Source organism: Methanobrevibacter sp., from assembly GCF_017447225.1.
Lineage (GTDB): Archaea > Methanobacteriota > Methanobacteria > Methanobacteriales > Methanobacteriaceae > Methanocatella.
Genome location: NZ_JAFSNZ010000032.1, coordinates 1 through 26,039, shown reverse-complemented (window position 1 = coordinate 26,039; position 26,039 = coordinate 1). Strand labels below are relative to the sequence as shown.

Annotated in this window: 26 protein-coding genes; 15 read left to right on the top strand and 11 right to left on the bottom strand. The window is 33.7% G+C overall.

Annotation, left to right across the window (positions count from 1 at the left end; translation table 11 throughout):
• Nucleotides 1–61 precede the first annotated feature (61 nt).
• The 8 genes from IJQ68_RS02920 to IJQ68_RS02885 all read left to right on the top strand — a co-directional run bounded on the left by IJQ68_RS02920 (nt 62) and on the right by IJQ68_RS02885 (nt 6,877).
• Nucleotides 62–1,402: a signal recognition particle protein Srp54 gene (locus tag IJQ68_RS02920; protein ID WP_292796721.1), complete on the top strand. Its 1,341-nt coding sequence runs from the start codon at nt 62–64 to the stop codon at nt 1,400–1,402.
• Between the two features lie 7 nt (nt 1,403–1,409).
• Nucleotides 1,410–2,603, top strand: a complete 1,194-nt coding sequence (locus IJQ68_RS02915; RefSeq protein ID WP_292796718.1) for a tRNA pseudouridine(54/55) synthase Pus10 — start codon at nt 1,410–1,412, stop codon at nt 2,601–2,603.
• A 7-nt stretch (nt 2,604–2,610) separates the two neighbouring features.
• Nucleotides 2,611–3,078, top strand: coding sequence for a cyclic pyranopterin monophosphate synthase MoaC (gene moaC / locus IJQ68_RS02910; protein ID WP_292796716.1), 468 nt, complete (start codon nt 2,611–2,613; stop codon nt 3,076–3,078).
• Between the two features lie 99 nt (nt 3,079–3,177).
• The gene (locus tag IJQ68_RS02905) at nt 3,178–3,339 is read left to right on the top strand and encodes a preprotein translocase subunit Sec61beta (RefSeq protein ID WP_292796713.1); all 162 of its coding nucleotides are present in this window, start codon (nt 3,178–3,180) and stop codon (nt 3,337–3,339) included.
• A gap of 48 nt (nt 3,340–3,387) precedes the next feature.
• Nucleotides 3,388–4,212 carry an imidazole glycerol phosphate synthase subunit HisF gene (hisF, locus tag IJQ68_RS02900; protein WP_292796710.1) on the top strand — a complete coding sequence of 275 codons (825 nt, stop codon included), beginning with the start codon at nt 3,388–3,390 and terminating at the stop codon, nt 4,210–4,212.
• Nucleotides 4,209–5,111, top strand: a complete 903-nt coding sequence (locus IJQ68_RS02895; RefSeq protein ID WP_292796707.1) for a DNA glycosylase — start codon at nt 4,209–4,211, stop codon at nt 5,109–5,111. Before hisF ends, IJQ68_RS02895 begins: the two co-directional genes overlap by 4 nt.
• Before the next feature lie 33 nt (nt 5,112–5,144).
• Nucleotides 5,145–5,495 carry a VOC family protein gene (locus IJQ68_RS02890; protein WP_292796704.1) on the top strand — a complete coding sequence of 117 codons (351 nt, stop codon included), beginning with the start codon at nt 5,145–5,147 and terminating at the stop codon, nt 5,493–5,495.
• 8 nt (nt 5,496–5,503) lie between these two features.
• Nucleotides 5,504–6,877: an MFS transporter gene (locus tag IJQ68_RS02885; protein WP_292796701.1), complete on the top strand. Its 1,374-nt coding sequence runs from the start codon at nt 5,504–5,506 to the stop codon at nt 6,875–6,877.
• A 14-nt stretch (nt 6,878–6,891) separates the two neighbouring features.
• Here IJQ68_RS02885 and IJQ68_RS02880 read toward each other — a convergent pair whose 3' ends face one another.
• Entirely contained in the window at nt 6,892–7,323 is a 432-nt protein-coding gene (locus IJQ68_RS02880) for a peptidylprolyl isomerase (protein ID WP_292796698.1), read from the bottom strand.
• 71 nt (nt 7,324–7,394) lie between these two features.
• Between IJQ68_RS02880 and IJQ68_RS02875 the strand changes: the two genes are divergently transcribed.
• The 4 genes from IJQ68_RS02875 to IJQ68_RS02860 all read left to right on the top strand — a co-directional run bounded on the left by IJQ68_RS02875 (nt 7,395) and on the right by IJQ68_RS02860 (nt 12,615).
• Nucleotides 7,395–8,561 (top strand): aspartate aminotransferase family protein, encoded by a 1,167-nt coding sequence (locus IJQ68_RS02875; protein ID WP_292796695.1) that lies wholly within the window; start codon nt 7,395–7,397, stop codon nt 8,559–8,561.
• Between the two features lie 596 nt (nt 8,562–9,157).
• The gene (locus IJQ68_RS02870; RefSeq protein WP_292796692.1) at nt 9,158–10,723 is read left to right on the top strand and encodes a transglutaminase domain-containing protein; all 1,566 of its coding nucleotides are present in this window, start codon (nt 9,158–9,160) and stop codon (nt 10,721–10,723) included.
• A gap of 16 nt (nt 10,724–10,739) precedes the next feature.
• Complete coding sequence (locus IJQ68_RS02865) at nt 10,740–11,324, top strand: hypothetical protein (RefSeq protein WP_292796688.1); 585 nt, start codon at nt 10,740–10,742, stop codon at nt 11,322–11,324.
• A gap of 118 nt (nt 11,325–11,442) precedes the next feature.
• Entirely contained in the window at nt 11,443–12,615 is a 1,173-nt protein-coding gene (locus IJQ68_RS02860) for a hypothetical protein (protein ID WP_292796685.1), read from the top strand.
• A 32-nt stretch (nt 12,616–12,647) separates the two neighbouring features.
• Here IJQ68_RS02860 and IJQ68_RS02855 read toward each other — a convergent pair whose 3' ends face one another.
• On the bottom strand, nt 12,648–13,052 hold the full coding sequence (locus tag IJQ68_RS02855) for an NUDIX domain-containing protein (RefSeq protein WP_292796683.1): 405 nt from the start codon (nt 13,050–13,052) through the stop codon (nt 12,648–12,650).
• Between the two features lie 138 nt (nt 13,053–13,190).
• On the opposite strand from IJQ68_RS02855, the gene lysA reads away from it, so the two are divergent.
• Both lysA and dapF read left to right on the top strand, forming a co-directional pair.
• Complete coding sequence (lysA, locus tag IJQ68_RS02850) at nt 13,191–14,474, top strand: diaminopimelate decarboxylase (RefSeq protein WP_292796680.1); 1,284 nt, start codon at nt 13,191–13,193, stop codon at nt 14,472–14,474.
• 8 nt (nt 14,475–14,482) lie between these two features.
• Nucleotides 14,483–15,343, top strand: a complete 861-nt coding sequence (gene dapF / locus IJQ68_RS02845; RefSeq protein ID WP_292796677.1) for a diaminopimelate epimerase — start codon at nt 14,483–14,485, stop codon at nt 15,341–15,343.
• Nucleotides 15,344–15,367: 24 nt separating this feature from the next.
• Here dapF and IJQ68_RS02840 read toward each other — a convergent pair whose 3' ends face one another.
• The 9 genes from IJQ68_RS02840 to polC form a co-directional block, all read right to left on the bottom strand.
• Nucleotides 15,368–15,949: a DUF6434 domain-containing protein gene (locus IJQ68_RS02840; protein ID WP_292796675.1), complete on the bottom strand. Its 582-nt coding sequence runs from the start codon at nt 15,947–15,949 to the stop codon at nt 15,368–15,370.
• A 5-nt stretch (nt 15,950–15,954) separates the two neighbouring features.
• Nucleotides 15,955–16,536: a HemK2/MTQ2 family protein methyltransferase gene (locus IJQ68_RS02835; protein ID WP_292796672.1), complete on the bottom strand. Its 582-nt coding sequence runs from the start codon at nt 16,534–16,536 to the stop codon at nt 15,955–15,957.
• 1 nt (nt 16,537) lies between these two features.
• Nucleotides 16,538–17,410 (bottom strand): 16S rRNA (adenine(1518)-N(6)/adenine(1519)-N(6))-dimethyltransferase RsmA, encoded by an 873-nt coding sequence (gene rsmA, locus IJQ68_RS02830; protein ID WP_292796669.1) that lies wholly within the window; start codon nt 17,408–17,410, stop codon nt 16,538–16,540.
• A 10-nt stretch (nt 17,411–17,420) separates the two neighbouring features.
• On the bottom strand, nt 17,421–18,050 hold the full coding sequence (locus IJQ68_RS02825) for a DUF655 domain-containing protein (protein ID WP_292796666.1): 630 nt from the start codon (nt 18,048–18,050) through the stop codon (nt 17,421–17,423).
• A 113-nt stretch (nt 18,051–18,163) separates the two neighbouring features.
• Complete coding sequence (locus tag IJQ68_RS02820; protein ID WP_292796663.1) at nt 18,164–18,508, bottom strand: RNA polymerase Rpb4 family protein; 345 nt, start codon at nt 18,506–18,508, stop codon at nt 18,164–18,166.
• Between the two features lie 5 nt (nt 18,509–18,513).
• Nucleotides 18,514–18,804 (bottom strand): 50S ribosomal protein L21e, encoded by a 291-nt coding sequence (locus IJQ68_RS02815; RefSeq protein WP_292796661.1) that lies wholly within the window; start codon nt 18,802–18,804, stop codon nt 18,514–18,516.
• A 215-nt stretch (nt 18,805–19,019) separates the two neighbouring features.
• Entirely contained in the window at nt 19,020–19,568 is a 549-nt protein-coding gene (locus IJQ68_RS02810; protein ID WP_292796658.1) for a hypothetical protein, read from the bottom strand.
• Nucleotides 19,569–19,686: 118 nt separating this feature from the next.
• Nucleotides 19,687–22,005: an anaerobic ribonucleoside-triphosphate reductase gene (nrdD, locus tag IJQ68_RS02805; RefSeq protein WP_292796654.1), complete on the bottom strand. Its 2,319-nt coding sequence runs from the start codon at nt 22,003–22,005 to the stop codon at nt 19,687–19,689.
• Nucleotides 22,006–22,214: 209 nt separating this feature from the next.
• Nucleotides 22,215–25,511, bottom strand: coding sequence for a DNA polymerase II large subunit (gene polC, locus IJQ68_RS02800; protein WP_292796651.1), 3,297 nt, complete (start codon nt 25,509–25,511; stop codon nt 22,215–22,217).
• Nucleotides 25,512–25,725: 214 nt separating this feature from the next.
• Between polC and IJQ68_RS02795 the strand changes: the two genes are divergently transcribed.
• Nucleotides 25,726–26,039 (top strand): hypothetical protein (locus tag IJQ68_RS02795; protein WP_292796648.1); only part of this gene is annotated, 314 nt, incomplete at its 3' end.

Below are 26,039 nucleotides of genomic sequence, written 5' to 3'. Positions count from 1 at the left end.
ATTTTAAAACTTAATATAAATATAAATATATCTTAATAGATTAATAAATTTAAGTGGTATTATGCTTGGAAATTTAGGTGAAAATCTCACTAATACAATGAAAAAATTAGTGGGAATGTCAGTAATTGATAAAAAAACAATAAAAGAAGTTGTTAAAGATATTCAACGTGCATTAATTCAATCTGATGTTAATATCGCTTTAGTGTTAGATTTATCCAAAAAAATTGAAAGTAGGGCTCTTGAAGAAGAACCTCCAAAGGGCATCACGCCAAGAGAACATGTTATAACAATTATTTATGAAGAAATGGTAAATCTTTTAGGCAGTGAAGCTGCCGGTTTGGATATTAACGAAAGACCTTACAAAATATTATTCTTAGGTCTTCAGGGTAGTGGTAAAACAACCACCATTGGTAAATTATGTAGATATCTGCAGAAAAAAGGTTTCAACCCTGCTGTAGTATGTACAGACACATGGAGACCTGCTGCTTATGAACAGTTAAAACAATTGACCGAAGAAATGGATGTTCCGCTTTATGGTGATCCGGAAAATAAGGATGCGCTTGATTTAGCCGAAAAAGGTTTAAATGAATTTAAAAATCGTAAAGTTATTATTTTCGATACCGCAGGTAGACATAAGGAAGAGTCTGATTTGATTGCTGAAATGGACCAATTGGATGATATAATTAATCCTACTGAAGCTATTCTTGTCATTGATGGAACAATAGGTCAGCAAGCCGGTGAACAGGCAAAAGCTTTCTCACAGGCAACCGATATAGGTTCTATCATTATTACAAAATTAGACGGTTCAGCTAAAGGTGGGGGTGCAATGTCTGCTGTAGCTGAAACCGGAGCTCCAATTAAATTTATCGGTACTGGTGAGAGAATTGATGACTTTGAATTGTTCGATCCGGAAAGATTCATTTCAAGACTGCTTGGAATGGGAGACATCAAGAGTTTAATTGAAAAAGCCGAAGAGAACATCGACGAGGACATTGCAGAAAAAACCATGAATAACATGTTAAAAGGTAAATTCACCCTTGTTGACATGAAAAATCAGTTTGATATGATGAACAAGATGGGTCCTATGCAGCAAGTGCTGAACATGATTCCTGGAATGGGCAATAAAATCTCAAAAGAGGCTTCTCAGATGACTGAGGAAAAAATTGAATCATATAAAATCATGATGTCTTCAATGACTCAGGAAGAGATGGAAAACCCGAAAATCATAAAACAGTCCAGAGTCCGAAGAATTGCACGTGGTGCCGGTGTTGACGAATCAGAAGTTAAGGAGCTTCTAAAATATTACAATAACACTAAAAAGACCATGAAAGGACTTGGAAAACGTGGCGGACGTTTAGGCGGTGGAGCAATGAACCGTATGATGGGCCAATTCATGAGATAGGATTAACATGCAGTTAGTTACAGAAATTCTTGAAAAGACTGATGGTAAAATTTGTAAGCATTGCCTTGGAAGAATGTTGTCTAAAACAATTGACGGTGAGGACAACGTTTCAAGAGCAGAATCATTAGACATTGAATTCAGTCCGGACGAATGTATGATTTGCGGCAATATTTTTGATAAGATAGATGATGAATTATTCGATAAGATTTATGATAAACTGGACTTTTTAAAAGTAGAATTCGATTCATTCATTGTCGGTTCACGCATTGATAAAGAAATCCAAAAACGTGATGAAGACATTATAAGCCAGCTAAATTTGGACGTGGAGCCAATTAAAAAGGAAATAAACAGAATTATAGGCAAACGTTTAGAAAAAGAATTGGGTAAAGAAGTTAATTTTGAAAAGCAGGATATCATTGTCAATGTGAATTTAATAAAAGATCCAAAGGTCAGGGTGCAGATTAATCCATTATTCATAGAAGGCAAATACAATAAGCTTGTCCGTGGAATCCCACAAACCAAATGGCCTTGTGGCAAATGCAAAGGCAGGGGATGTGAGGAATGTAATTTCACAGGCAAACAATATCCGTGTTCAGTTGAAGAGCTACTTTCCGAGCATATTTTAAAAGCTACTGACGGATATGAAGCCAAATTCCATGGGGCAGGAAGAGAAGACATTGATGTTTTAATGTTAGGTTCTGGCAGACCATTTGTTTTAGAAATAAAAGAACCTAAAATCAGAAAAATTGATTTGAATAAATTAGAAACTGAAATTAATGAAATTAATAAAGGTAAAACTCAATATCATAATTTAAAATTCACTTATAGAAATAGAAAAGCCGAAATTAAGGTATCCTCACCTGATGCATATAAGGTTTATAAGGCATTGGTCGAGTGTGAAGATGCATATGATACTGAAAAATTGGCTGACTTGTCACAGTTGAGGGAAATTCATCAGCAGACTCCAATAAGGGTCTCTCACAGACGTGCAGATAAAGTTCGCATTAAGCATGTTTTGGACTTGTCCTGTGAAGTTATAGATGAAACCCATTTTGAAATGACAATCAAAACTGAAGGCGGATTGTATATCAAAGAGCTGATTTCAGGTGATGAAGGAAGATCACAGCCTAATGTGGCCGATAAATTAGGCGTTAAAGCAGTTTGTAAGCAATTGGATGTAATTGAAGTTAGTGAAAAGTAGTGATAATATGGCAGAAGAATTTACACATTTAACAGACAGTGGAGTACACATGGTTGAAGTCGGTGCAAAACCGGATCAGAAAAGAAGGGCAGTGGCTTCTGGAAAAATATTTCTTGATGAGAATACAATTAAAATGATTCAATCAGAAGAAATCAAAAAAGGAAACGTTTTAACTACAGCTCAAATCGCCGGAATTCAGGCGGTTAAAAACACTTCATCAATCATTCCTTTATGTCATCCTTTAAGCTTAACCGGAATTGAAATAGATTTCGACGTCAATCCTAATTTTATCACTTGTACCTGTGCAGTTAATACTTTAGGTAAAACTGGGGTTGAAATGGAAGCTATTACTGGTGTCAGTGTAGGTCTTTTAACAATATGGGACATGGTAAAAGCCGTTGAAAAAGATGAAGACGGACAGTATCCGGATACAAGAATAAGTGAAATTAAAGTAATTAAAAAAGAAAAAATCTAAATTTTTTCATTATCATTGAATTTTTAACAAACATTATATACTATGAATGAAATAATTATTATCAGTTATTTTTATTAATTAATTAAAAAGGAGATTACTATGGCAAAAAAAGATAATAAGATTAGTATGCCTCAAACCGGTGCAGGTTTGGTAAGGTACTTTGATGAAGAAAGTGTAGGTCCAAAACTTTCTCCTGAGCATGTTTTAATTTTAACAGTTATTTTAGCTATATTCTGTTTTGTTTTAAGATATTCAGCTTAATTTTATTGTTTTAAAAAAACAATAACTACTTTTTTTCTATTTGATATTATGTTAACTAAAAGAATTATTCCTTGTCTAGATTGTGATTTACAGGTTCCGGAAGGACGTGTTGTAAAGGGCGTTGAATTTAAAGAAATCAAATATGCAGGCAATCCTGTAGAGCTTGCAACCCGCTATTATGAAGAAGGCGCTGATGAGGTTGTTGTACTTGATATCACAGCTTCTCATGAAAGACGTGCAACTATGGCGGATGTTATTGATAGATTAACTGAGAACGTATTCATGCCAATCTGTGTTGGCGGAGGAATAAGAAAAGTTGACGATTATATTAAAATGTTAAAGGCAGGAGCGGATAAATGTTCAACAAACACTGCAGCCATTAAAAATCCTGAATTATTAACTGAAGCTTCAAAGGTTGTCGGATCTCAAGCTGTTGTAATAGGAATCGATGCAAAAAGAAGATATGTTTCCCATCCGGACGATGCCAAAGACAAAAACGTAATCGAAACTGAAAACGGTTACTGCTGGTTTGACTGCAGTATTTATGGAGGAAGGGAATTTACAGGCATTGATGCAATAGACTGGGCATGCAAATGTCAGGATCTTGGTGCGGGCGAAATCCTTTTGACAAGTATGGATGGGGATGGAACTCAAGCAGGATATGATATTGAACTAAACAAAGCCATTAATGACGCTGTTGACATTCCGGTCATTGCTAGTGGTGGTGTTGGAGAACCTAAAGATATTTTGGATGTCTTTGAAAAAACTGATGTCAGTGCAGCTCTTGCGGCAAGTATTTTTCATTTCAACCAATATTCCATCGGTGAAGTTAAGCAATACCTTAAAGAAAATAATGTGGCTGTCAGATTATGATTATTGAAGCTCCCATTGATTTGGAATTAACTCAGATTTCCGGTCAAACGTCACAACCGCCTTGGAATAAAATTAATGACTCCTATAATGATTTGGTTTATGTAAACGGTGAACCTTCTATTTTTTCCGTAAAACAAACGGGCGAAAACATTGATTTCAGTTACACTGGAAACGTATCTCAATCATCAGCTGTTGAAAAAGTCAAAAAAATCTATGATTTGGACTTTGATTTGGACAAGTTTTATAAATATCTTGACAGTTATGATGAGCTTAGGGATATGTCTAAATTCTGCAATGGATTAAGACTATTTCAAGCTAAAGACCCGTTTGAATGTATAATATCATCAATTTGCTCTGCAAACAATTCAATTAAGAGGTGGACTAACTCCATATCCGATATGAAAGAAAAATGGGGTCGCAACTTCAATAACTTTTATTCTTTTCCCGATGCGGATTCTTTAAAAGAATTCTATTTGGATGACGAAGAAGAACTTTTAAAAGAAAATGTTGTTAAAAACAATAATCTAAAAGCTTGTGGTGTAGGTTACCGGGCACCATACATGAGAAAAGCAAGCGAAATTTTTTCACTTGAAATGGACCTTTCAGACATATCAGAAATGTCTTATGATGAAGCCTTTGAAACTGTTTTAAAAGTTCCTGGTGTCGGCCCAAAAGTTGCTGATTGCATTCTACTTTATGGATTTGGATTCAGACAGGCTTTTCCAAGTGATGTGTGGATTAAACGTATAGTGTCCTATTTATATTTTGACGGAAAGGATATTAAAGTTGAAAAAGTCAGGGAATTCGGAATGGAAGAATTCGGTGACTATGCAGGTTATGTTCAGCTGTACATGTTTCATTATGCCCGAAAATCAGGCCTAATGGAAAAATTGAAATAACAATTATATATTTTCATTTATATACTATTTTTCATGAAAATTAGATATGCTACAATGATTGTCAATGATATGGAAGAAAGTGTAAAGTTCTATACTGAAACCTTGGATTTTACACTGGATGAGGTTTTCGATGTTCCCGGAGGAAAAATCACCCTGCTTGACGGTGACGGATTTGCAGGTCTGGAACTGATTGAAAGCACTGCTTTTGAAACCGGTTTGTATTCAATCGGAATGGATGTGGAGGACATTCACAAGGAAATTGAAGATTTAAAAGAAAAAGGTGCAAACATTGCCATGGAGCCTGTTGAAACGCAAGTGGGATACATGGCAAGAGTAATCGATCCAAATGGAATCAATATTGTATTGGTTCAGCACACCAGATAATTGATAGTATGAATCTTAAGCCCGAAAACATTGTTTTGGTTGTTGCAACGCTGACTTCATTTTTCACTGTATTTTTATCATCAGCAGTCATGGTTGCAGTTCCAAGTTTAGCTCAGGAATTTGGAATGAGCAATATTGTCCAGAATTGGGTTACAATGCTATTTTTCCTGGCAGTAGCTATTTTTACAATTCCCGCAGGACAGCTGTCTGCCAAATACGGTCTTAAAAAGGCAATGGTTCTTGGTTCCATAGTTTATATTCTAAGTTCTATCATCGCAGTTTTCTCTATAAACTCAGAAATGTTTTTATTATGCCGTCTGTTTCAGGGAATTGGCGTATCCTTTTTAAATGTTGCTTCAATGGCAATGGTTGTATCAGCATTTAAAGTTCAGGACAGGGGAAAGGCTATCGGTATTAATGTCACTGGAGTTTATCTTGCAACATCAACTTCTCCGGTAATAGGTGGATTTTTAAACTTTCACTTCGGTTGGAAATCTATCTTTTTAACTTCCGTTCCGTTTTTAATATTGATTCTTGTCCTGTTAATTACCAAAGTCAATAAGGAATGGATTACTATGGGTGATGTTCCTATTGACTGGAAAGGCTGTATCGTATATTCATTAGGAATATTGCTGTTTATTTACGGTTTTACAAGGTTAAGTGAATTAATGGGAGTAATCTTAACAATTGTTGGAATTGCCGTTCTTTCAGTTTTCGTAATAATCGAATTGAGAGAAAAATTCCCTGTATTTGATGTGGGATTTTTTAAAAATCCTAAATTTTCTTCAGCCAATTTTGCCGCTTTATCCGCATATCTGGCAACGTTTGCAGTCATTACAATAGTTAATTATCATTTGCAGTATATCAGAGGTTATGACTCCCAAATGGCAGGACTGATACTTCTCGTAGCTCCTCTGATACAGGTAATCATGGCTCCAATTTCAGGAAGATTGTCTGATAGGATCAATCCTCAAAAACTTGCTGCTGTTGGAATGTTTTTCGGAGCGATATCACTTGCAATGCTTGCAATGCTGGATAATAACACTTCACTAGTATTTTTAATTGTAGCAATGATTTTCCACGGATTGGGTTTCGGAATATTTTCATCCCCAAATACAAACGCCATTATGAGCTCAGTTCCACCAAAGGACACTTCCATAGCATCAGCTTCAGTTGCAACAATGCGTGTGATAGGTCAAACCATGAGTATGGGAATGTTAACGTTGGTATTTGCATTTGTTATGGGTGATGTTCCTATGGTAAGCCAATACTTCCCGCTGTTAATCAAATCATCTCAAATAACTTGCTTTATTTGCATGATATTATGTATAGCGTCAGTATTTGCTTCACTTGTGGGTATTAAAAGTAAAAATAGAATTTAAAGATAGTTAATTAACTATCTTTCTTCAACATGTAATTTGTTCATGTGGTCGCCTTGCTGGATTGCATTAACCACATCCTGGCCTTTGATTACCTGACCGAATACGGTGTGCACTCCGTCTAAGTGAGGTTGTGGGGAGTGGGTAATGAAGAATTGGCTTCCGCCAGTATCTTTACCTGCATGTGCCATTGATAAAGCACCGGTTCCATGTTTGTGAGGGTTTCCTTCGGTTTCACATTTGATGGTGTAACCTGGTCCCCCAGTTCCGTTTCCAATAGGGCATCCGCCTTGAATTACAAAGTTTGGGATAACTCTGTGGAATGTTAATCCGTCATAGAATCCTTCTTTTATTAATTTTTCAAAGTTAGCTACAGTTCCTGGAGCTTCATTTGGGAATAATTCTAATTCAATTACTCCTTTATCTGTTTCGATTATTGCGACTTTCATTTTATCACCTATTTTTAAATAATATTAATAATATAAGTATTATTGATTAAATAGTTTATGGAGATTAAAATATGAATACTCAAGAATTAATAAAGATTGAAGATGATTATTTTATTAACACTTTCACAAGACAACCAATTGTTTTAGATCATGGGGATGGTGTTAAAGTAACTGATATTGATGGAAATGAATATATAGATATGTTTGCAGGTATTGCAGTTAATGCTTTGGGCCACAATAATCCTAAACTTGTAAAAGCAATTCAGGATCAGGCTGAAAAGCTCATACACATCTCAAGTATCTACTATAATGAACCTGCATTAATATATGCTAAAAGATTAGTTGAATTAACCAGTTTTGACAGAATATTTTATGCAAACAGCGGTGCTGAAGCAAATGAAGGAGCTATTAAGTTAGCTATTAAATACACTGGAAAAAGTGAGGTCATCTCAACTGTCGAATCCTTCCACGGAAGAACAATAATGACTCTTGCAGCAACAGGCCATGAACATTATCATGAACCATTCAAATCAGTATTGCCTAATGGATTTATAAATGTCCCATACAATGACATTGAAGCCATTAAAGAAGCAATCACTGAAAACACTGCAGCTATTATTGTTGAACCTATCCAAGGTGAGGGTGGAGTCAACATCCCTGATGTCAACTACCTTAAAGAGATTTCCAAAATCTGTAAGGAAAATAACATTGTGTTCATCGTTGATGAAGTACAGACAGGTTTCGGAAGATGCGGCAGCTTATTTGCTCATGAATTATTTGATGTTAAACCTGATATAATGACAATGGCTAAAGGAATAGGTGGAGGAGTCCCAATGGGCGGAATCCTTGCAACAGAAGAAGTTGCCAGCGCATTCGTACCTGGAGATCATGGAACTACATTCGGTGGTGGACCGTTAGTCTGTGCAGCAGCCAATGCTGTCTTGGATGTTATTTATGAAGAAGATTTACTTGCTAATTCAAAAGAAGTTGGCCAGTATTTAAAAGAAGAATTGGAAAAACTTCAGGAAAAACATGATATCATTAAGGAAGTAAGAGGCTGCGGATTAATGGTAGGTATTGAATTAACAACACCTGGTGCAGAATATGTTGATAAACTCAGAGAAAAAGGATTCTTAATTAACTGTACCGCAGGAAGCGTTTTAAGATTAGTTCCACCATTAATTATTAAAAAAGAAGAAATTGATGAATTTGTAAAAGCTTTAGATGAAACACTCTAAAGTTTATCATTCTTTTTTAATTTTATATTTTTTCCAGATAAAAATCACTATTTTTGATTCTTTTTATCCTTTCCAGATCTTTTTTGTATTCTCTAGAAATACGATAGAAAATATCTCATTTCCTGTGTCTAATAAACTAATAATTACACTACAAAAAAGAGCTAATCTAAACGAAATCACTTAGAATCGCTCAAAAACATATACAATTTCCAAAAACTAAAAGAACTGGATGAAAATGCAAAGAACTAATCATGCTTAATGTAGATAACATTCAAAAAATACATGAAAAAATAAATGCACATTATTTAAACAAAAAATAGAAAAAACAAGCAACAATTTAAGCAGAACATTCTTAAACAACTAAGAATATTTAAAAAAGTAACAAAGTGAAATTTAAGTGTAAACTATTTTCTAAAATTCACTAAACTATTAAAAAGGTCATTATATTAAATTAAAATTTGACTTATTGGAGAAAATTATTATTAGATTTTTTAAGTTTTATTTCAAAATGGAAACTTTTTTATACTATATGTATTATATTTTTATCTATGTTTAATAAAATATATTTTAAAAATGTTTTTATTATTCTTATAATTTTGGGTTTATTTTTAAATATTTCTGCAATAACAGCTGATGATTCATTTGATTATACGAATGATGAGGATGTTGATATTGTACAGATTTATGGTGAAAAGGTTATTTATAAAGGAACTGATGAAATGGATGTTCCAAATACTAATGAATTAAATCCAGAGAATTTTACTAATGAAATGTTTGAAAAAGAAGTTTATGTTTATGATGATACTCCATTAGATTTAAATAGATCTGTTAATTCAAATTCTAATTTTAAAATCGTATTCAATAGTCAAAAAATTCATCAATCTTCAAAGTTAACTGTTCATTTAGAAACATTGAATAATAATTCATTAATTCAATTACCTTCAAACACTCCATTTTATTTTTTAATAAATGGTGTTGGTTACACACGTTATACGGATTCATATGGTCTTTGTTCAATTAATATTAATTTGCAGGCATCTTCAACTGAATATCCAGTACAGGTTACTTTCAGCGGTAATAGCCAATACTCAGCAAAATCCATTACTAAAAATATAACAGTATATCAAAAAAATGTGGTATTAACTCCTATTACTTATTATGTTCAACAACATACTCCATTTTGTATTAAATTAACTGATGATACTGGAGTTCCAATTGCTAATAAGGATGTAACTTTCAATATTCATGGTGTTCAATATAATAGAACAACTAATTCTACAGGAGTTGCTCAGCTAAATATTAATTTAAATCCATACACTTATCAAATAACATATGAATTTATCACACAAAATGGTTATTTATCATTGACTCAAAAATCATTAAATCTTGTAGTTAATACTGATGTTATTAATACTAATACTAAATTAAATTCATTATCAACTTTTGTTCAGAGGAATAATTATTATTATGTTAAATTAACAACAGCTGCAGGCACAGTTTTATCCAATCAACAGGTTAAAATATCTATAAATGGTGTTGATTATGATAAAACTACTGATTCTAATGGTATTGCTAGTTTAAGAATTACCTTAAGTAAAGGTACTTATTCTATTGTTGTTAATTATGCTGGAACATCATCATATCATTGCTCTTCATTATATCACTTGATTCATACAAGTAATTCCACATTAAATGATGTAAATACAGAATCTGATTTAACTATTTATAGAATTGACAACAATTCCCAATGTGATTATTCTCAGAGTTATATACAGACATTGAGTTCAGCAATAACTTCTTCTTGCACGGGTGATTTGGAAAAAGCTATTGCTATATACAACTATGTTTATAATTTTAGAAAAGACAAGGGATATGTAAATGCAAGATATGGTGATTTAAAAGCAATTTTAGTAAATGATGGAGATTGTGTTAATCATACGCATGCTTTTGTTTCATTAGCTAGAGCTAGTGGTCTAGCTGTTCAATATGTTCATGGTATAAACAATCCTAATTATATTAATCATCTTTGGGCTCGAGTATGTATTGATAATGAATGGATAGTCGCTGATGCAACAAATACAAAATTGTTTGGTAATTATAATTCTATTACTTATCCAACAATGAATTCATATTCAATTATATTTATTAATTGGTATGATTAATTTAAGAGGTGATAATATGAAAAAAATCTATGTTTTATCTATTGCGATAGTAATATTGTTATTCACTGCGGGAATATATGCCATATCAAATGATGTGGTTTTTTCAAGTACTCAAGATGTACAAGATAATAATGGCAGTGAAAAAACTACTGTCACGGATTTAGAAAAAAATACAACAACGGATGGTTCAAGTAGTTCAGATAGCTTAAGTATTTCTAAAGATTTATCTAGTTCAATAACTCCTTATAAAATCATTAACGGAGTCGCTGCAATATATAGGGATTCTTCTATTCCATTTACAGATAGTGATGTGGGAATTGTTTATGTTGATGATAATGGCGATTTGTATATGTATGGTGGCGATAGGGATACTACTTACTGGGGCAAACCTGGTGAACCAGATGTTTTCAATCCAAGTTTAAATAATTTCTCAGAAAATGATCTTCCTTCTCCTCCAAAAATAATTGGAATGAAAAAATATTATTCTATGGATAGATTATCTTCTGAACAAATAGAACTCTATAATTCTGGAGCATATGATTCTTATTCTGATGAATCAGGTAATATCTATGTGGCAGTTGATAATATGGAAGATAAATAAATATCTGTAAAAAGTGAAATTTTATTTTTTTAATGAAGAGTCTGCCAAAAACTAATTTTGGTGGACACCCACTTATTTTTAAATAATATATTAAATAATTTAATTATGGAGGTTTTTAATGAAATACAAATATCTGTTATTTTTTTGCATAGTTATTATTCTATCTATTTCTGCGGTTAGTGCAGCGGACAATACTTCAGAAAATATTCAAACCGTCGATTCAACAGGTGATTTAACTGACTTACAGAATTTAATTAATGAAGCAAATGATACGGTTACTTTAAAAAAGAACTATGTTGGTGATTTTAATAATAAGACTATTGTGATTAATAAAAACATCACGATTAATGGAAATGGATTTTACATCGATTATTTGAGTAATAGGCATATATTTGACATTCAATCAAGTAATGTTACACTTAATAATTTAAAGGTAATAAGACATCATACTACAAACGGTTCTTCAGATGTTTACATAGGCAATCCCGTAAAATCTGTGATTAGTATTATTGATAAAAAGGATATGCCGACTGTTATTGGGAATGACATTACTAAAATATATAAAAATGATACACAGTATTATGCAACATTTTTTGATTTAAATAATGAAACATTAGTAAATACAACAGTTACTTTTTATATTAATGGGGTTCGCTACAACCGCACAACTGATTCCAACGGTTGTGCAAAATTAAATATTAATTTAAATCCAGGTTCTTATATTTTGACGGTAATAAATACTGTCACCTGTGAACCAAAAGTAAATAAAATTGTAGTTTTACCAAAAATTGTTGAAAATAAAGATTTAGAAAAATACTTCCGTAACAACTCACAGTATGTTGTAAAAATATTAGATGATAATGGAATGCATGTAAAAGCAAACGAAACAGTAATATTTAATATTAATGGTGTATTTTACAATCGTACAACAAATGAGACGGGGCATGCTAAACTCAATATTAATTTAAGACCTGGGGACTACATAATCACTGTAGAATATGGGGGATGCAAAGTATCCAACAATATAAAAGTAAAACCAATTTTATTGGCTGATGATTTAACAAAAAAATATGGAACACCTGATCAATTTAAAGCAAAATTACTTGATGATGAGGGGAATCCTTTAACAAATACTGATGTAATGTTTAATATCAATGGTATATTCTACAATCGTTCAACAGACAGTGAAGGCATTGCTAAGTTAAATATAAGATTAATGCCTGGAGAATATATAATAACATCTAGCTATAATGAATGTTATATCTCTAATAGAATTACTGTAATAGATTAAAGAAGTTCATGCTTCTTTTTTCTTTTATTTTTTTAAATATCAAAATTCTTTTTTTCAATTATTTTTTCAAGTGAAGAAGTAATGTCCATTAATCTAATTTCTTCAACGCTAGCCCACTTCCAGTCATCATGCTCATCACTAATTTTAACTTCACCGGAAATGTCATTTGCATACATGATTAACTGAACAGTCCTTTTGTGGGGATAATCGTCCTGTACGGCTTCTCCAAAGTCTCCAACTTTCACATCCAAATTAGTTTCTTCTTTGATTTCACGAACCAGTGCATCATCAAAATATTCGCATTTTTCTATTTTTCCTCCAGGCAGTTCCCATTTGTGGGGATTGGTTTTTGATTTTGGATGTCTTCTCAATATTAAAATTTCGCCTTCACTATTTTTCACTATTCCTCGCATTGTCAGTCCGTAGGGTTTTTCCATTCTTTCACCTTTATATTTATTTTAATTTATAAATATAATAAGATTTTCATTTGTTGGCAAAATGACTTCCTTCACTACTTTTAAATAATATTTAATACATAACTATATTTATAATGAAACTTTTTTAGGAGTTATATTATGGATTTAAATATTAAAGTCAATGAGAAAAACCATTTAGATATTGGAGGGGCTGATGCAGTAGATATTGCAGAAGAATTTGGAACTCCAACATATGTTATTGATGAAAACAGAATTAGAGATAATTATAACAGATTTTATAGTGCATTTTCTAAATATTATCCTGATTTCAAAGTATTTTATGCATGTAAAGCTAATACAAACCTTGCTGTAATGAAAATATTGGAAAGTGAAGGATGCTGCATTGATGCAGTTTCTCCAGGTGAAGTCTACACTGCTAAAAAAGTAGGCTTTGACGGCAGCAGAATTCTTTTCACTGGAAACAACATTACCAATGAAGAGTTAAAATTTGTTTATGATGAAGGAGCAGTTTTAAACATTGATTCAGTTTCAGCACTTACCAGATTAGCTAAAATCATCGATCCTGAAGGAGTTAAAATTTCATTCAGAGTAAATCCTATGGTTGGTGCAGGACATCACGATCACTGTATCACTGGTGGGGTCATGAGTAAATTCGGTATAATGGACTCTGAAGCCAGTGAAGTTTATCAGCAGGCAAAAGACTTAGGTTTCAATCCTATCGGTATGCATTCCCACATCGGTTCAGGTATTTTAGACCCGGAACCGTTCAAATTGGCTATCGAATCCACAATGGATATTGCAGGTAAAGTCCATGAGGATGTTGGAATTGACTTCGAATTCGTTGATTTCGGTGGTGGAGTAGGTATTCCTTACACTCCTGATGAAAATATCGTTGATTTGGATAAATTTGCGCAGGTAAATGTCGGACTGTTCAAAGAAAAATTAGATGAATACGATATGGGCTCACCAACAATGTATCTTGAGCCTGGAAGATATTTGGTCGGAGATGCAAGTGTGCTTTTAGTAACAGTCAACAGCGTAAAACAAAGTTACAGAAAATTCATCGGTGTAGATGCAGGTTTCCATACTCTTTTAAGGCCGGCAATGTATGATTCATATCACCATATCGTTGATGCAAGCAAAATGGACGCTCCAAATACTCAGGAAGTAGACATTGCAGGTAACGTTTGTGAATCAGGAGATTTATTTGCACGTGACAGGCCTATGCCTGATGTGGAAGAAGGAGACATCTTAGGAATATTAAACGCGGGAGCTTATGGATTTACAATGTCTTCAAATTACAATTCAAGACCGTTAACATCAGAAGTATTAGTGACTGATGGTAATTGTGAAATTGTACGTGAAAGACAAACTTTTGAAGATTTACACGCTCAACAGATTATTCCCGATCATTTAAAATAAGTGATATCATGGTTGATTTAAAAGGATTAAAATTTTCAAAAATGCACGGAATTGGAAATGACTTCCCTATAATTGACGAATCAAAAGGGGAAGTAATTCCTGAAAGCGATAAAGCGGAAGCATGCAGAATCCTATGCCACAGAAACTTCGGTGTTGGTGGTGACGGAGTATTATTCGTAGAGCCATCTGAAGTCGCTGATATCGGATACAGAATGTTCAATCCTGATGGAAGCGAAGCTGAAATGTGTGGTAATGGTATCAGATGCTTCGGTGATTTTGTTTACAGAAAAGGTATCTTAAAGCAAGAAAAAATGACTGTTGAGACTAGAGCTGGAATCAAAACCATAGAAATAACATTAGAAAATGATGAGCCTGTTTTATTCAAAGTGGATATGGGCACATCAACTTTCAAAACTCCTGAAATTCCAATGACCAGCGATAAGGAAGAGTTCATTGACGGTGAGCTGGAAGTTCTTGACACTACATTTAACGTTACAGCAGTTAGTGTAGGCAATCCTCATGCTATAATATTCGTTGATGATGTAGAATCCATTGACATTAATAAGTATGGTCCAGCTATTGAAGCTCATGAAGTTTTTCCTGAAAAAATCAATGTACACTTTGTTGAAGTTATAAGCAAAAATGAAGGTAAAATGATTACATGGGAACGTGGTGCAGGTGTTACTCTCGCATGCGGTACCGGAGCAACATCAACAGCGCTTGCTGGTGTTAAACAAGGTCTTTTTGACAATGAAATTCTTCTCCATTTGCCTGGGGGTGACTTAGAGTTTGAAGTCTATGAAAAAGATGGAGAACTCGGAGCATTCATGGAAGGACCTGCAACTTTAGTCTTTGACGCTGAAATTTAATGAAATTTATCTTTTTGATAAATTTTATTTTCTTATTTTTTTTAATATTTTCAAATCTGATTTTTCGTATTTGTTGTGTCCTTTCAGGCTTTTTTTGTAATTCCAACATTTGATCGCATCATCTAATGTTTTATTCGCATTGTTTTCAAAGAAATCTCTGATGTATTTGTTATATTGGAATTGTTCGCCGATTTTAGTTTTTTCTTTTGAGCCTTGAATTTCGTAGTAAGCATTGATGGCGTCCTTGTATGTTTTGTTGGGGTTTTCCTTTAGCCATTTTTGGAATTTAACCTTGAATTTAAATCCTTTTCCGATTTCTTTTTCAAAAAATTCTCTTTTATCTTCACTGCATCTGAAATTTTCGCCTAAAACTGTGTCTAAAGTAATATTTTCAGGTTTTTCTAGGTTATTTTTTCTAGCTTTTGAATTATCAAGAGATTTGCCCGTATCCAGATAATGTATTATTCGCTCTTCCAATTGATTTTTGTTCCCGCTTATTTTCAAGCCTTCATTTCTGCAGAAATCTTTCAGTTCCTCTTTTAAAAAATAGTATTCAATAAATTCTTCACTTTTCAGGTCTTTAGTTAACGGAGGTCTTGAGGTCATGTTATCTAAATCAAATAAGCATTAATAAGCACGATATCTTCAAAAAAATAATGTTCCTTTTTTGCAATTTCTGCTATGAAGCCAAGTTCATCGAGCATATTCAATGTCTCATCATTGTCTGAAAATGAGGACTGTATCAGCTGCACAATTCCACCATCATTTAAATGATTTTTCACTTCATTTAAAAAAAGATCAATAACTTTCCTTCCATTTAATCCACCATCGAATGCATAATTTAAATTGCTGTCTATAACATCACCTTCTTCGGTAGGTAGATATGGAGTATTGAATAAAATTACATCAAACTTTCTATTTTTCACAGGCTCAAACAGGTTTCCGAAGAGCAATTCAATATTTTCAATATTATTTGCTTTAAAATTCGATTCTGCCAATGTAATCGCATCAAAATTAATGTCTGTAGCAGTGACTTTGTCCGTTAACTTGGATGCATACATTGCAACAATGCCTGAGCCAGTACCAATTTCTAAAACGCTTTTTCCAGCTTCAATTTCCAAATTTTCAGCAAGCAGATAACTGTCTTCCGCAGGAATGTATACATTTTCATGAGTGTTAATTATAAAATCCATATTAATCATTAAAAATCGGGTTAAGCTCTTTTGAAATAAGCAGAATTTCTTCAGGAGTCAGCACAATAACTCTTTTGGTCAAATAGTCAAGCAGTGGTTCATTATCTATGGCATTCAATCTTTTTTTCATTTCCTTTTTATCCAGATTGCTTACAATATGTCTTGAATCAATCAATGCATTTCTGATTTTTTTATTTCTATGCTGGAACAGGGCTTTTGTAAATTTGGAATAGGCTTCAAAATCTTCACTGTCCAAACCGGATTCTTTCGGAGTTAAACTGATAACCATAGAGTCGACCTTAGGCTTTGGAATAAAGCTTTCACAGCTGACATCAGTTAATTTATCAACATCACATTTAAAATACAGCATTGCAGCAAGTCTTGAATAGTTCTTACTTCCAACCTCACCGTTCATTCTTTGAGCAAATTCCTTCTGATACATCAATACGGCCAAATCAAAATCATAATCTAGGAATTTAAATGTAATGGGTGATGATATTTGATAAGGTAGATTGGACACTATCTTATTGAATTTCGGGAATTCAATTTTCAATGCATCTTCATTAATAAGCTCTACATTATCAATTTTTTCATTTTTCAAACGCTGATTCAATATCTCACAAATATTGGAATCCTGTTCGATAGCTATTACTTTTTTAGCTTTTTTGGCTAACTCTATTGTAAGTGTACCGATTCCAGAACCTATTTCCAAAACAGTGTCTTCTTTTGAAATATCGGCAAAATTAATTATCTGATTTCTTTTATTCACATCAATCAGATAATTCTGTCCGAGATTTTTATTTAATCGTATTCCATATTTTGACAGAATAGATTTTGTTGTTTTAGATAGGGATTCGCTACCTTCACCATTCAAGTTATCACTTTTATCTTTTATTCCTGTTATTTCTAGGAATAGGGGTAAATAAATAATATTTTTGTTTACCTTTTTTAACAGTTGTCGTGTCCAGTTCCTGTTTTACACGATTTACAATCATTCCAACAGGATCGGATAATGCCGGAACTCTTTGAGAAATGTCTTCAAAGCTTTCAAATTCTTTTTTCTTACGTTCTTCAATGATTTCCCACATGTATTTTTTACCGATTCCAGGAATCAATTCTAATTTATGCAATCTTGTATTAACAGGACCTGCAGTATTGAAAAAGTCTACGAATTCTTCTTCTCTGGCTGCCACAATATCTTTAATTGCATATTCTAGCTCTATTCTACTTGTAGCAGTTAAGTTTTCGAAGTCTAATTTTCCAAGAACTCTATATATTTTATCTCTTTTTCCTTTTCCAATGTAAACTGTGTCTTGAATTTCTAAATCAACACCTTTTTTAGGTGCTAATTCTAGTAAAGTGAAATAATCAGTACCAATAGCTTGAGCAATAGCTTTTCCTTTAAACTTAGACATGTCAGACTGCACATATCCTAAACTAAGATAATCTAATATAACTGCATTGTCTTCAGTTTTTTGAGGTGGGTTTTTTCTATTATTATTTCTTTTATCCATAATTATCACTTCACTATTTTTAAAAATCTATTATTAAATTTAAAATTCAATAGTAATAAATATATCTAAAATAAGCTAGTTTAAAAAAAGTTAAAAAAAGGAATAGTAAAAAACTATTCGGATACAAAATATTGATTTAAGATTTCAAGAATTTCTTCCATTTCCTCTTTAGTGATTTGAGTTGGTTCTTTTGCAAATATTAATCTTAAATCAGATAAATCTTGTGGAATTAAATCTACGATGTGGACAGCAACTTTATGTCTTAAACCGATTTTGCTTTCAAGCTCTTCAATGATTTTTTCTGTATCTTCAACTGAAAATCTTGGGAATCTTGCAAGATGGTTTAAAGTTACGTTCTGTTCGTAATTTAATTCATAATCTTGAGAGAATTCTTCAAGAGTCTCTTTAACTACAACTCCAGGAATTTCCTCTTTTTTTATGATATTTTTACCAATCATTTAAATCAGTTTTGTAATTTTAAGTGGTCAGGTCTAACAATCAATTCTTTTGCTTTGTTTCCTTCTTTTAAAGCTACTAAGTATGCTTTACCTTTTTGACCTACGATTTTACCAGTTTTTCCGTGGAATCTGGAATGTGGCTGACCTTTTTGAATACTTGGGTTAATAATAATGTGAACTAAATCTCCTTCTTCAAATTTTTGGAATCTGTTAGTGATAGGGTTAGTTCTTCCTTTTCTTTCAACTTTAGTCATTTTTTTTCTTGATCTGCTTCTAAATCCTCTTGATCTTTGCATTTTATTACCTCGATATTATTAATGCACTGGGTATTAATTAAGTCTATGTTATCAGCTACCTAGTATCAAAAAAGCCCATAAATACTAGTAACATAGAGTGTGAAAATAATTTATCATCAGTGATATGATAATAGTATAATTTATATTTGAAGATATTAATATACTTTTAGTTTTTTACTTTCATTGGGATAATTATTAAAAAAATGAAAAGGTAATTAATCAATTTCTACCCATTCATTATTACCTAAGTGTTTCCAATAGTGACCATCCGGACCTAACTGAACTTCTCCTGTATAAATTGTTCTTCCAGCTTGTTCACTGTAAAATGCACCATCATCAATATCAGTACTGTTATCATCGGAAGATATTGTATCGACTACATCTTCAACTATTTCTAAATCTTGTTCAACAGTACATTCTTTAAATTCGTCATTTCCTTCAAAAGTAACATTAACAGTATAATTTCCCTCTGAAACATTGGTAAGTTCTATAGATGCTTCACCATACTCATTGGTCTTTACTTCTTCATCAATAACAGTATTTGATTCGTTATCAAGAATTTCAATGGAAATACTTTCATTTGCAATTGATGTATTATTTAAGTCAGTTGATTTGACTAAAAAAGTAGTATTTGTATGAACAGTACCATTAGTTACAATATTAAGTTTAGGCTCTTGTTTGAAAGCATTTGTCAGGGACAATCCTCCTACAACAAGAATAATTGCTATGATGGCTATTAATACTAAGATTATTTTTTTATTCATGTTAACACCTATTTAATAGTATTAATACTTAGGATTATTAAATTTTTTTAATGAATATGTCAACAAGTTTAGTGATGATATTGATGGTGTTAAAAAAATGGTGTGGAAGATAACGTGTTTAGTTATCTTCAAATCTTCTTCTGTCAATTAATTCTTGACGTTTACCTGGGTTCCAACCACCGGATGCGGATTTTGCACGACCTACTTGTTGTACGTATCCGGTAATTCTGTCGTACCATTCTACATCTTCACTTTCACCGCAGGTAGGACAAACATGGTTTAGTCCTTTCATTAAAGTTTTACATTTTAAACAGAAACTTAGTGCTGAGCTGTAAGCCCAGAAACCGATATCTGATTTTCTTGCGATTTTATTGGTTAAACTCATTAATGAATCCGGATCGGAGTATGATTCACCCATGAATGCATGGAAGATGTGTCCACCAGGAGTTAATGGGTGGTATTGTTCTTCAATTTTGATTTTTTCAATTAATGATGCGGAAGTGTCTACTGGCACGTGAGATGAGTTGGTGTAGTAGTTTGCATTTCCGTCTCCCTGAACGATAGCTTGGTCTCCGAATTGTTTTTTATCGAGTGTTGCAAATCTGTAAGCTGTTGATTCAGCAGGAGTTTGAAGTACAGACCATCTGAGTCCAGTTTCTTCTTTTAATTGATTTGCTCTTTCGTTAATGTATTCAAGACATTTGATACCGAATTTGTTTGCATCAGGGTTTTCAATACCTTCTCCGAATAAGGATAATAACATTTCGTTAAGTCCTACAAAACCAAAGGATAATGTTGAGTTTTGGATTCTGTAGTAGGAATCTTCAGCTACTTTTTGTTTTAAGAATGGTAAAATGTGGAAGTCATTTAAACATTTTAATCCTTGTTCTCTTCTAAGCATTAATGTTTCGGTAGCTAAGTCCATGTATTCATCTAAGTATTCGAATACTTGGGTTTCATCTTTGGATTGGTATCCGATTCTTGGGAGGTTTAAGGTTACGTATGCGAGGTTACCTGTTCTTAAACAGTCTTGATCCCAGTCACCGGTCCAGTTGTCTTGTAAACAGGTTCTGCAACCCATGTAGTTAGCCATGTCTCCTCTGTAGTCAGCTAACATGTTTACGAAGTAAGATGAACCATATTTGGCAGATAATTCATGTACTAAACGAATGTCGTCTTCATATTCGCTGGTCATAGTTTCTTCACGTAATGTGTAAATGGTATTTGGGAATAAATGAGGTTTTCCTTCGTTATCTCCTTCAAGTAAAGTTTCAGTAAATGCTCTTTGGATTAATCTGGTTTCTTCTTCGAAATCAGCGTAGGTTCCAACTACCTGGCCTTTTGGTCCGTATGCGGTTTCATCTTTTAGGAAGTTAGGAACTCCGAATTCCAATGCCATACTTGTGAAAGGTACCTGTGATCCACGTGCTGCGTAAGCCATGTTTAGGTTGTATACAAGCATTTGTACGGACTGTTTGATTTCATCATAACTTCTTCCTCTTGCAAATGGTGCTACAAATACGTTCCAGAGAGACATTCCTTGTCCACCGGACATGTTCTGCTGTGCTGCAAGCATGATTTCACCAGTGTGGTTCATTAAAGTTTCCATGTGGTTTGGTGCACCTGCGATTGAAGTGTGGTCACCGGTACCGTCTACTTTAAGTCCGTATTTGATGAAAGTTCTGATATCGTGTTGCATACAGTTTAATGGTCTTCCTGCGAAGAATTCTAAATCGTGAATGTGGATATCTCCGGACATGTGTGCATCAGCTAAGTTTGCCGGAAGCATTTTTAATAATGCGTATTGTTTTAATGCTTCGTCTGCTACATGTTTGTGGATACTTTCCGGGTTGTGAATCATGTTTGCATTATCTCTGTTACCGTTTTCGATTAAAGAGGTAATGTTGTAAACAGGAATACCTAAACGGGTGTAACGGCTTCTTAAGTCTTCAAGTCCGTATTCAACTAATTTGGTGTTGACTATTTCCCTGATCATTGGAGCGGTTAAGTATTCTACGTTTAATTTTTTGAGTTCTTTCCAGGTTTCGGTTGCTATTTCAAAAGCGGTTTCTTGGCTAGCACCGGTTTCTTCAATTAATGTATTTGCAATTCTGGATAAGTCGAATGCTTCGATTGTGTCTCTTGAAGTACGTACTTTTAATTGGGTACTTGCTAAGTATTTGTTGGCGATTTCACCGTCGATGTCTTCTAAACATTCGTGAACTATTTTTTTGATTTCTTTTGTAGTGATTCCATCGTATAATGAGGATACTACAGTAGCTACAATTTTATCAGATTCAAAGAATGGGGTTTCAACCATTACTAATGATTTTAATAATTTTTCATAACTGAATCTTTCTTTAATTCCGTTATTTTTTTCTACATTGATTTTAACGGATTTATTTAAGTTATTTGCAATTTCTGAACTTTTTTCCATTTAACACACCATTTTCCATTTAATTTCGATTAGTAAAATAAGAGATAGAGCAATCTATCTACTACTAATCACTTAATTATAATATTAGTTTACCTTGTATATATATTGTTCGTATTGTTACGAACAATTTTCCAGTTAGTTTACAATAATATATTATTAACTTAATATACTATCAGAATTGTCCTAGAGCATTTGAACAGTATTTTGCTTTAGAAAAATACATCTAAAGAACTTTGTTTTGACTTGTCACTTTCAAACAATGAATTAATTCCAAATTCCTGAATTTCCAAACGCTGTTTCAGGTATGGTGATACAGGGTATCTGTTAACAAGGTCCTGGGAGATTCCAAGATATTTTTGAACAGATCCTTTTGAAACTGAAAGAATCAGATTTCCTCCACATTTGCTGCATTTTCCGGACAATGGAATTCTTCTGTATTTTGAATTGCATTTTGTGCATCTCACTTTCTGTTTGGAAAATGCTCTGGAGTTACCCATAATGTCCGGCAGGAAGTGGGAAGACAGTACTCTTTCCACAACGTCTCTCTGGTCAACAGCTCTAATCTTTTCGGCAAGCTCGATTTGGGCTTCAACCTTTTCTTTCATTGACGGCAGTCTTTTGTAAAGACATAATGTAGGTCCCGCATGAATGCTTGAGGTATGGTGGGAAAACATCAGTCCCTCATACTGCTCAGGAGTTCCCAGATGCATCTCGACATTATCAATATAATCCAATACGTCAGCAGGTTTTAAAGGATCTTTTGTCTTTTCATAAAACTCGACAGGGAAGCGCTCATAAATGTCCAGGTTATGTGATTCGTCATCGATTTCCTCAGGGTCAATTCGTGAAGATAAAACCAATGGAGCATCCATACTTCCTCCTCTGGTATTAGGCAAGTATGTTTTTGAAAAGTTAATTAAAGCATCCAAAAGAAGCATTATCGCATCTTCGTCACTGTCACAATTTCTACGTTTTGCAGAATGGAAATATGGGTGGGCATAACATCCTAATGCCTTTGTAAATCCTACAATACGACCCAATACTCCTGCTGATGTGTGGGGAGCAAGACCAGCTATCAGATGACCTATCAGATCTGTTTTTGTTTTAACATTGTAAAAGCTGTCCATTCCATAAAATCTTGTAAGTTCATCGTCAATGAATTTTGCTGTATTTACCAAATATTCTGCACAGTTATTTGAAATCACGACATCCTGCACCTTAAGCTCTATAATCTGGTCTTCATTTTCTATAGGTTTGCCGTAACAGTCATGTTCATATCCCATTTCCAGGAGCTTTTCAACACTGACTCCTATTTCTTTAGGGATAAAATGTGTCAGCGGCAAGTCTGTGGAATCGTGACGGATTGTACCGTCCTTAAATGTGAACACTTCATTTTTACATCTTAATATTCCTTTTTCCAATGGTTCAGGAAGCTTTGACTCTGAAATCATACCTACAACTGCTTTGAACTTGTCGACTTTTCTGACTCCAACATTATCTGATGCCTTCTTAAGCATTGATGAGATATTAATCTTTTTATGCTCAGGTTTTCCCATTTCAGTAGGTGAGCCGCATTTAGGGCATATTGAGTTAAATGTCATTAATCTGCAATCCGGGTTTGAACATTTCCTTCTTGACAGGTCAACGTCAATTTTGCCTTTTTTAGCTGCATTGGCAACTAGCCTTTGAGCTCCTCCATAGTTTCCGATTGGGAATAAACCGTGTGGTGCAGGTTTCATCAGTCTTTCTTTTGATTTTTCAGGCCTTCCTACACGGGTACCGATGTATGCCGGAGCTTTGTTTTTGATTTCTATATTTGAAACCTCATTTAAAGCCTCAATAGTGGAATCCCTTTTAGGCAATCTGTCGACTATTGTTGCAAGCAGCGCATAAGAGTTATCTGCATCAATAATTATTTTATCATCACGGACAATATGAGGAACACCAATTATTTCAAGTGTTCTTTTTGCATATGTTAAATTTAATTTTATTCCTTCATTGAGACTATATGTATCCTTGCATTCCATTAACAAATCATATAATGCATTTAAATCTTCAATTGTCACGTCATTATAGCAGTATGTGTATTTCGGATGAAGGGGTAAATCATATTTTTTGGATAATTCAAAAGCTTCTTTTGCCGGAAGATAGTCATATTCCAGACGGCCTAAATCAAGGTCATCATCTTCAGAATAGTTTTTGCTTTCCTTTAAAAGCCCAATCCACCATTCTTCACACCATCCTGATGGATACAATGGTTGGTTGTTTCTTAAAAATTCTCCAAAAGCAACCAGCATGTCTCCTAAGAATAATATTTCAACAACATCCTTTTTAAGCTCTCTGGCCTGTTTTACACTGTTGATTATAACTACGTCACCATTTTTGAGTTTAACAGTCGGACCTTCAATAGAATCAACCGGAACAACACAATTTCCCTTACCCGGATATTCAATTTTAAGCTGTGTTCCGACGGCTAAAAACTCAAGCAATGCCATTGTTGCCGGATGAACTCCCATAGTTGCAAGGCCGGTATTTCTGGAGCGTCCATATCTTAATCTGAATCCTCCCTTTTCGGAAGGATGTCCTAAAACAGGTCTTCCTCCAATAATATCCTGAATATATTTAGGTTCATGGACAATTTCGCTTTCATCGGATGAATCCGATGATTCTTCCTTTTTAGGTTTTGAGTATTCTGTAAGCCATTCCCAATTCAAGCCTAATTTATTTGAGATTTTGTGGATTTTTTTGGATTTCTGGATAACTCCTTCAACCATAGCCAGCAAAGCTCCACCGCGTATGTTGTTTGTTTCTACACGTTCCAGATCTCTGTGTGATACTTCAACAGCATCAGTCTGTTCACCTGTAACTTCAACAGGAATGTGATTTGCCGCAAAACGAACCTCTTCAGGAGTAGGTGAATACTGAAGATTTGTAACTTCTGATTCGTAAAGCTCAACTTCTTCAACATAACGTTCGATTTCATCTTCGATTGGTTTGAACTCATCAATATTGATTGCCCTTCTGATTTTGTCTCCAAGCAATACTGCAAGTGCAGCAGCAGTACCTCCTGCGCTTCTGATAGGTCCTGCGAAATATACGGCGATATATTTTGTTGAATCGAAATTATTTTTAATTCTTACCTGGGATATTCCTTCCAGTGGGGCTGCTACTACTCCTTCTGTTAAGATAGCAAGTGCTGTTCTTAATCCCTGGTCGCATCTTTGCTCTTCATCATATTCTGCTTTTTCACCAGTCAATTCAAATTTGCCAGAAGCAATTTCTGCAGCTATTTCAAAAGCCACTTCTTCTCTTGTCAAATCTTTTTCCAATTCCTTGATACGCTTAGCTACACCTTCAGGACCGACAAGCCCTTCAACTCTTTCAGCTAAATCCTTTGCTAATGGAACCTCGGTTTTAGTTTCTACATCTAAACCTTTTGAGCGAGCTTCATTAGCTATTTCGTATAATGCATGTGTTTCAGCTTCTAATCTATCAAAATAATCCATAATATCGCCGTGGTTTTTTAAAATCAGTTAGTTATTATATGTATATTTCGCACTATATTAAATTTAGGGAAGTGCGTTTGTGTGAAAAAATTAATCCTTTATATATAAAATCGTTGAATTTAAATAAGGTTTAAATATTTTAAAAAAGAAATGTTTATGTTACATAGACTGTCGAACTTATAAAAATTTTTCATTGCTTTTAGTGGTGATAAAAATGGCTGATGAACCTGTAAATAAATTATATGGTAACAAAGTGAAATTGGATTTTACTAAACTTGGTAAAAAATCTAATAAAGAATCTTCACCTAAGGTTGAAGAAGTAAAAGAAGAAATTAATACAATTCCTGATGCAGAACCTGTTGAAGTTGTTGAAGAAACTGAAGAGATTGCTGTAGAAGAAGTTGTAGAAGAAGTTGTTGAGGCTGCTGAACCTGTTGAGGAAGAAGTGGTTGAGGAAGTTGTTGAGGCTGCTGAACCTGTTGAGGAAGAAGTGGTTGAGGAAGTTGTTGAGGCTGCTGAACCTGTTGA

Coding starts and splice junctions, on each gene's coding strand:
- IJQ68_RS02915 (WP_292796718.1), top strand. CDS start 1,410: ATGCAGTTAGTTACAGAAATTCTTGAAAAGACTGATGGTAAAATTTGT.
- IJQ68_RS02815 (WP_292796661.1), bottom strand. CDS start 18,804: ATGCAAAGATCAAGAGGATTTAGAAGCAGATCAAGAAAAAAAATGACT.
- IJQ68_RS02860 (WP_292796685.1), top strand. CDS start 11,443: ATGAAATACAAATATCTGTTATTTTTTTGCATAGTTATTATTCTATCT.
- IJQ68_RS02880 (WP_292796698.1), bottom strand. CDS start 7,323: ATGAAAGTCGCAATAATCGAAACAGATAAAGGAGTAATTGAATTAGAA.
- IJQ68_RS02920 (WP_292796721.1), top strand. CDS start 62: ATGCTTGGAAATTTAGGTGAAAATCTCACTAATACAATGAAAAAATTA.
- moaC (WP_292796716.1), top strand. CDS start 2,611: ATGGCAGAAGAATTTACACATTTAACAGACAGTGGAGTACACATGGTT.
- IJQ68_RS02840 (WP_292796675.1), bottom strand. CDS start 15,949: ATGACCTCAAGACCTCCGTTAACTAAAGACCTGAAAAGTGAAGAATTT.
- IJQ68_RS02835 (WP_292796672.1), bottom strand. CDS start 16,536: ATGGATTTTATAATTAACACTCATGAAAATGTATACATTCCTGCGGAA.
- nrdD (WP_292796654.1), bottom strand. CDS start 22,005: ATGGAAAAAAGTTCAGAAATTGCAAATAACTTAAATAAATCCGTTAAA.
- IJQ68_RS02825 (WP_292796666.1), bottom strand. CDS start 18,050: ATGGATAAAAGAAATAATAATAGAAAAAACCCACCTCAAAAAACTGAA.
- IJQ68_RS02905 (WP_292796713.1), top strand. CDS start 3,178: ATGGCAAAAAAAGATAATAAGATTAGTATGCCTCAAACCGGTGCAGGT.
- IJQ68_RS02895 (WP_292796707.1), top strand. CDS start 4,209: ATGATTATTGAAGCTCCCATTGATTTGGAATTAACTCAGATTTCCGGT.
- lysA (WP_292796680.1), top strand. CDS start 13,191: ATGGATTTAAATATTAAAGTCAATGAGAAAAACCATTTAGATATTGGA.
- hisF (WP_292796710.1), top strand. CDS start 3,388: ATGTTAACTAAAAGAATTATTCCTTGTCTAGATTGTGATTTACAGGTT.
- polC (WP_292796651.1), bottom strand. CDS start 25,511: ATGGATTATTTTGATAGATTAGAAGCTGAAACACATGCATTATACGAA.
- IJQ68_RS02875 (WP_292796695.1), top strand. CDS start 7,395: ATGAATACTCAAGAATTAATAAAGATTGAAGATGATTATTTTATTAAC.
- IJQ68_RS02890 (WP_292796704.1), top strand. CDS start 5,145: ATGAAAATTAGATATGCTACAATGATTGTCAATGATATGGAAGAAAGT.
- IJQ68_RS02885 (WP_292796701.1), top strand. CDS start 5,504: ATGAATCTTAAGCCCGAAAACATTGTTTTGGTTGTTGCAACGCTGACT.
- IJQ68_RS02820 (WP_292796663.1), bottom strand. CDS start 18,508: ATGATTGGTAAAAATATCATAAAAAAAGAGGAAATTCCTGGAGTTGTA.
- IJQ68_RS02855 (WP_292796683.1), bottom strand. CDS start 13,052: ATGGAAAAACCCTACGGACTGACAATGCGAGGAATAGTGAAAAATAGT.
- IJQ68_RS02865 (WP_292796688.1), top strand. CDS start 10,740: ATGAAAAAAATCTATGTTTTATCTATTGCGATAGTAATATTGTTATTC.
- IJQ68_RS02810 (WP_292796658.1), bottom strand. CDS start 19,568: ATGAATAAAAAAATAATCTTAGTATTAATAGCCATCATAGCAATTATT.
- dapF (WP_292796677.1), top strand. CDS start 14,483: ATGGTTGATTTAAAAGGATTAAAATTTTCAAAAATGCACGGAATTGGA.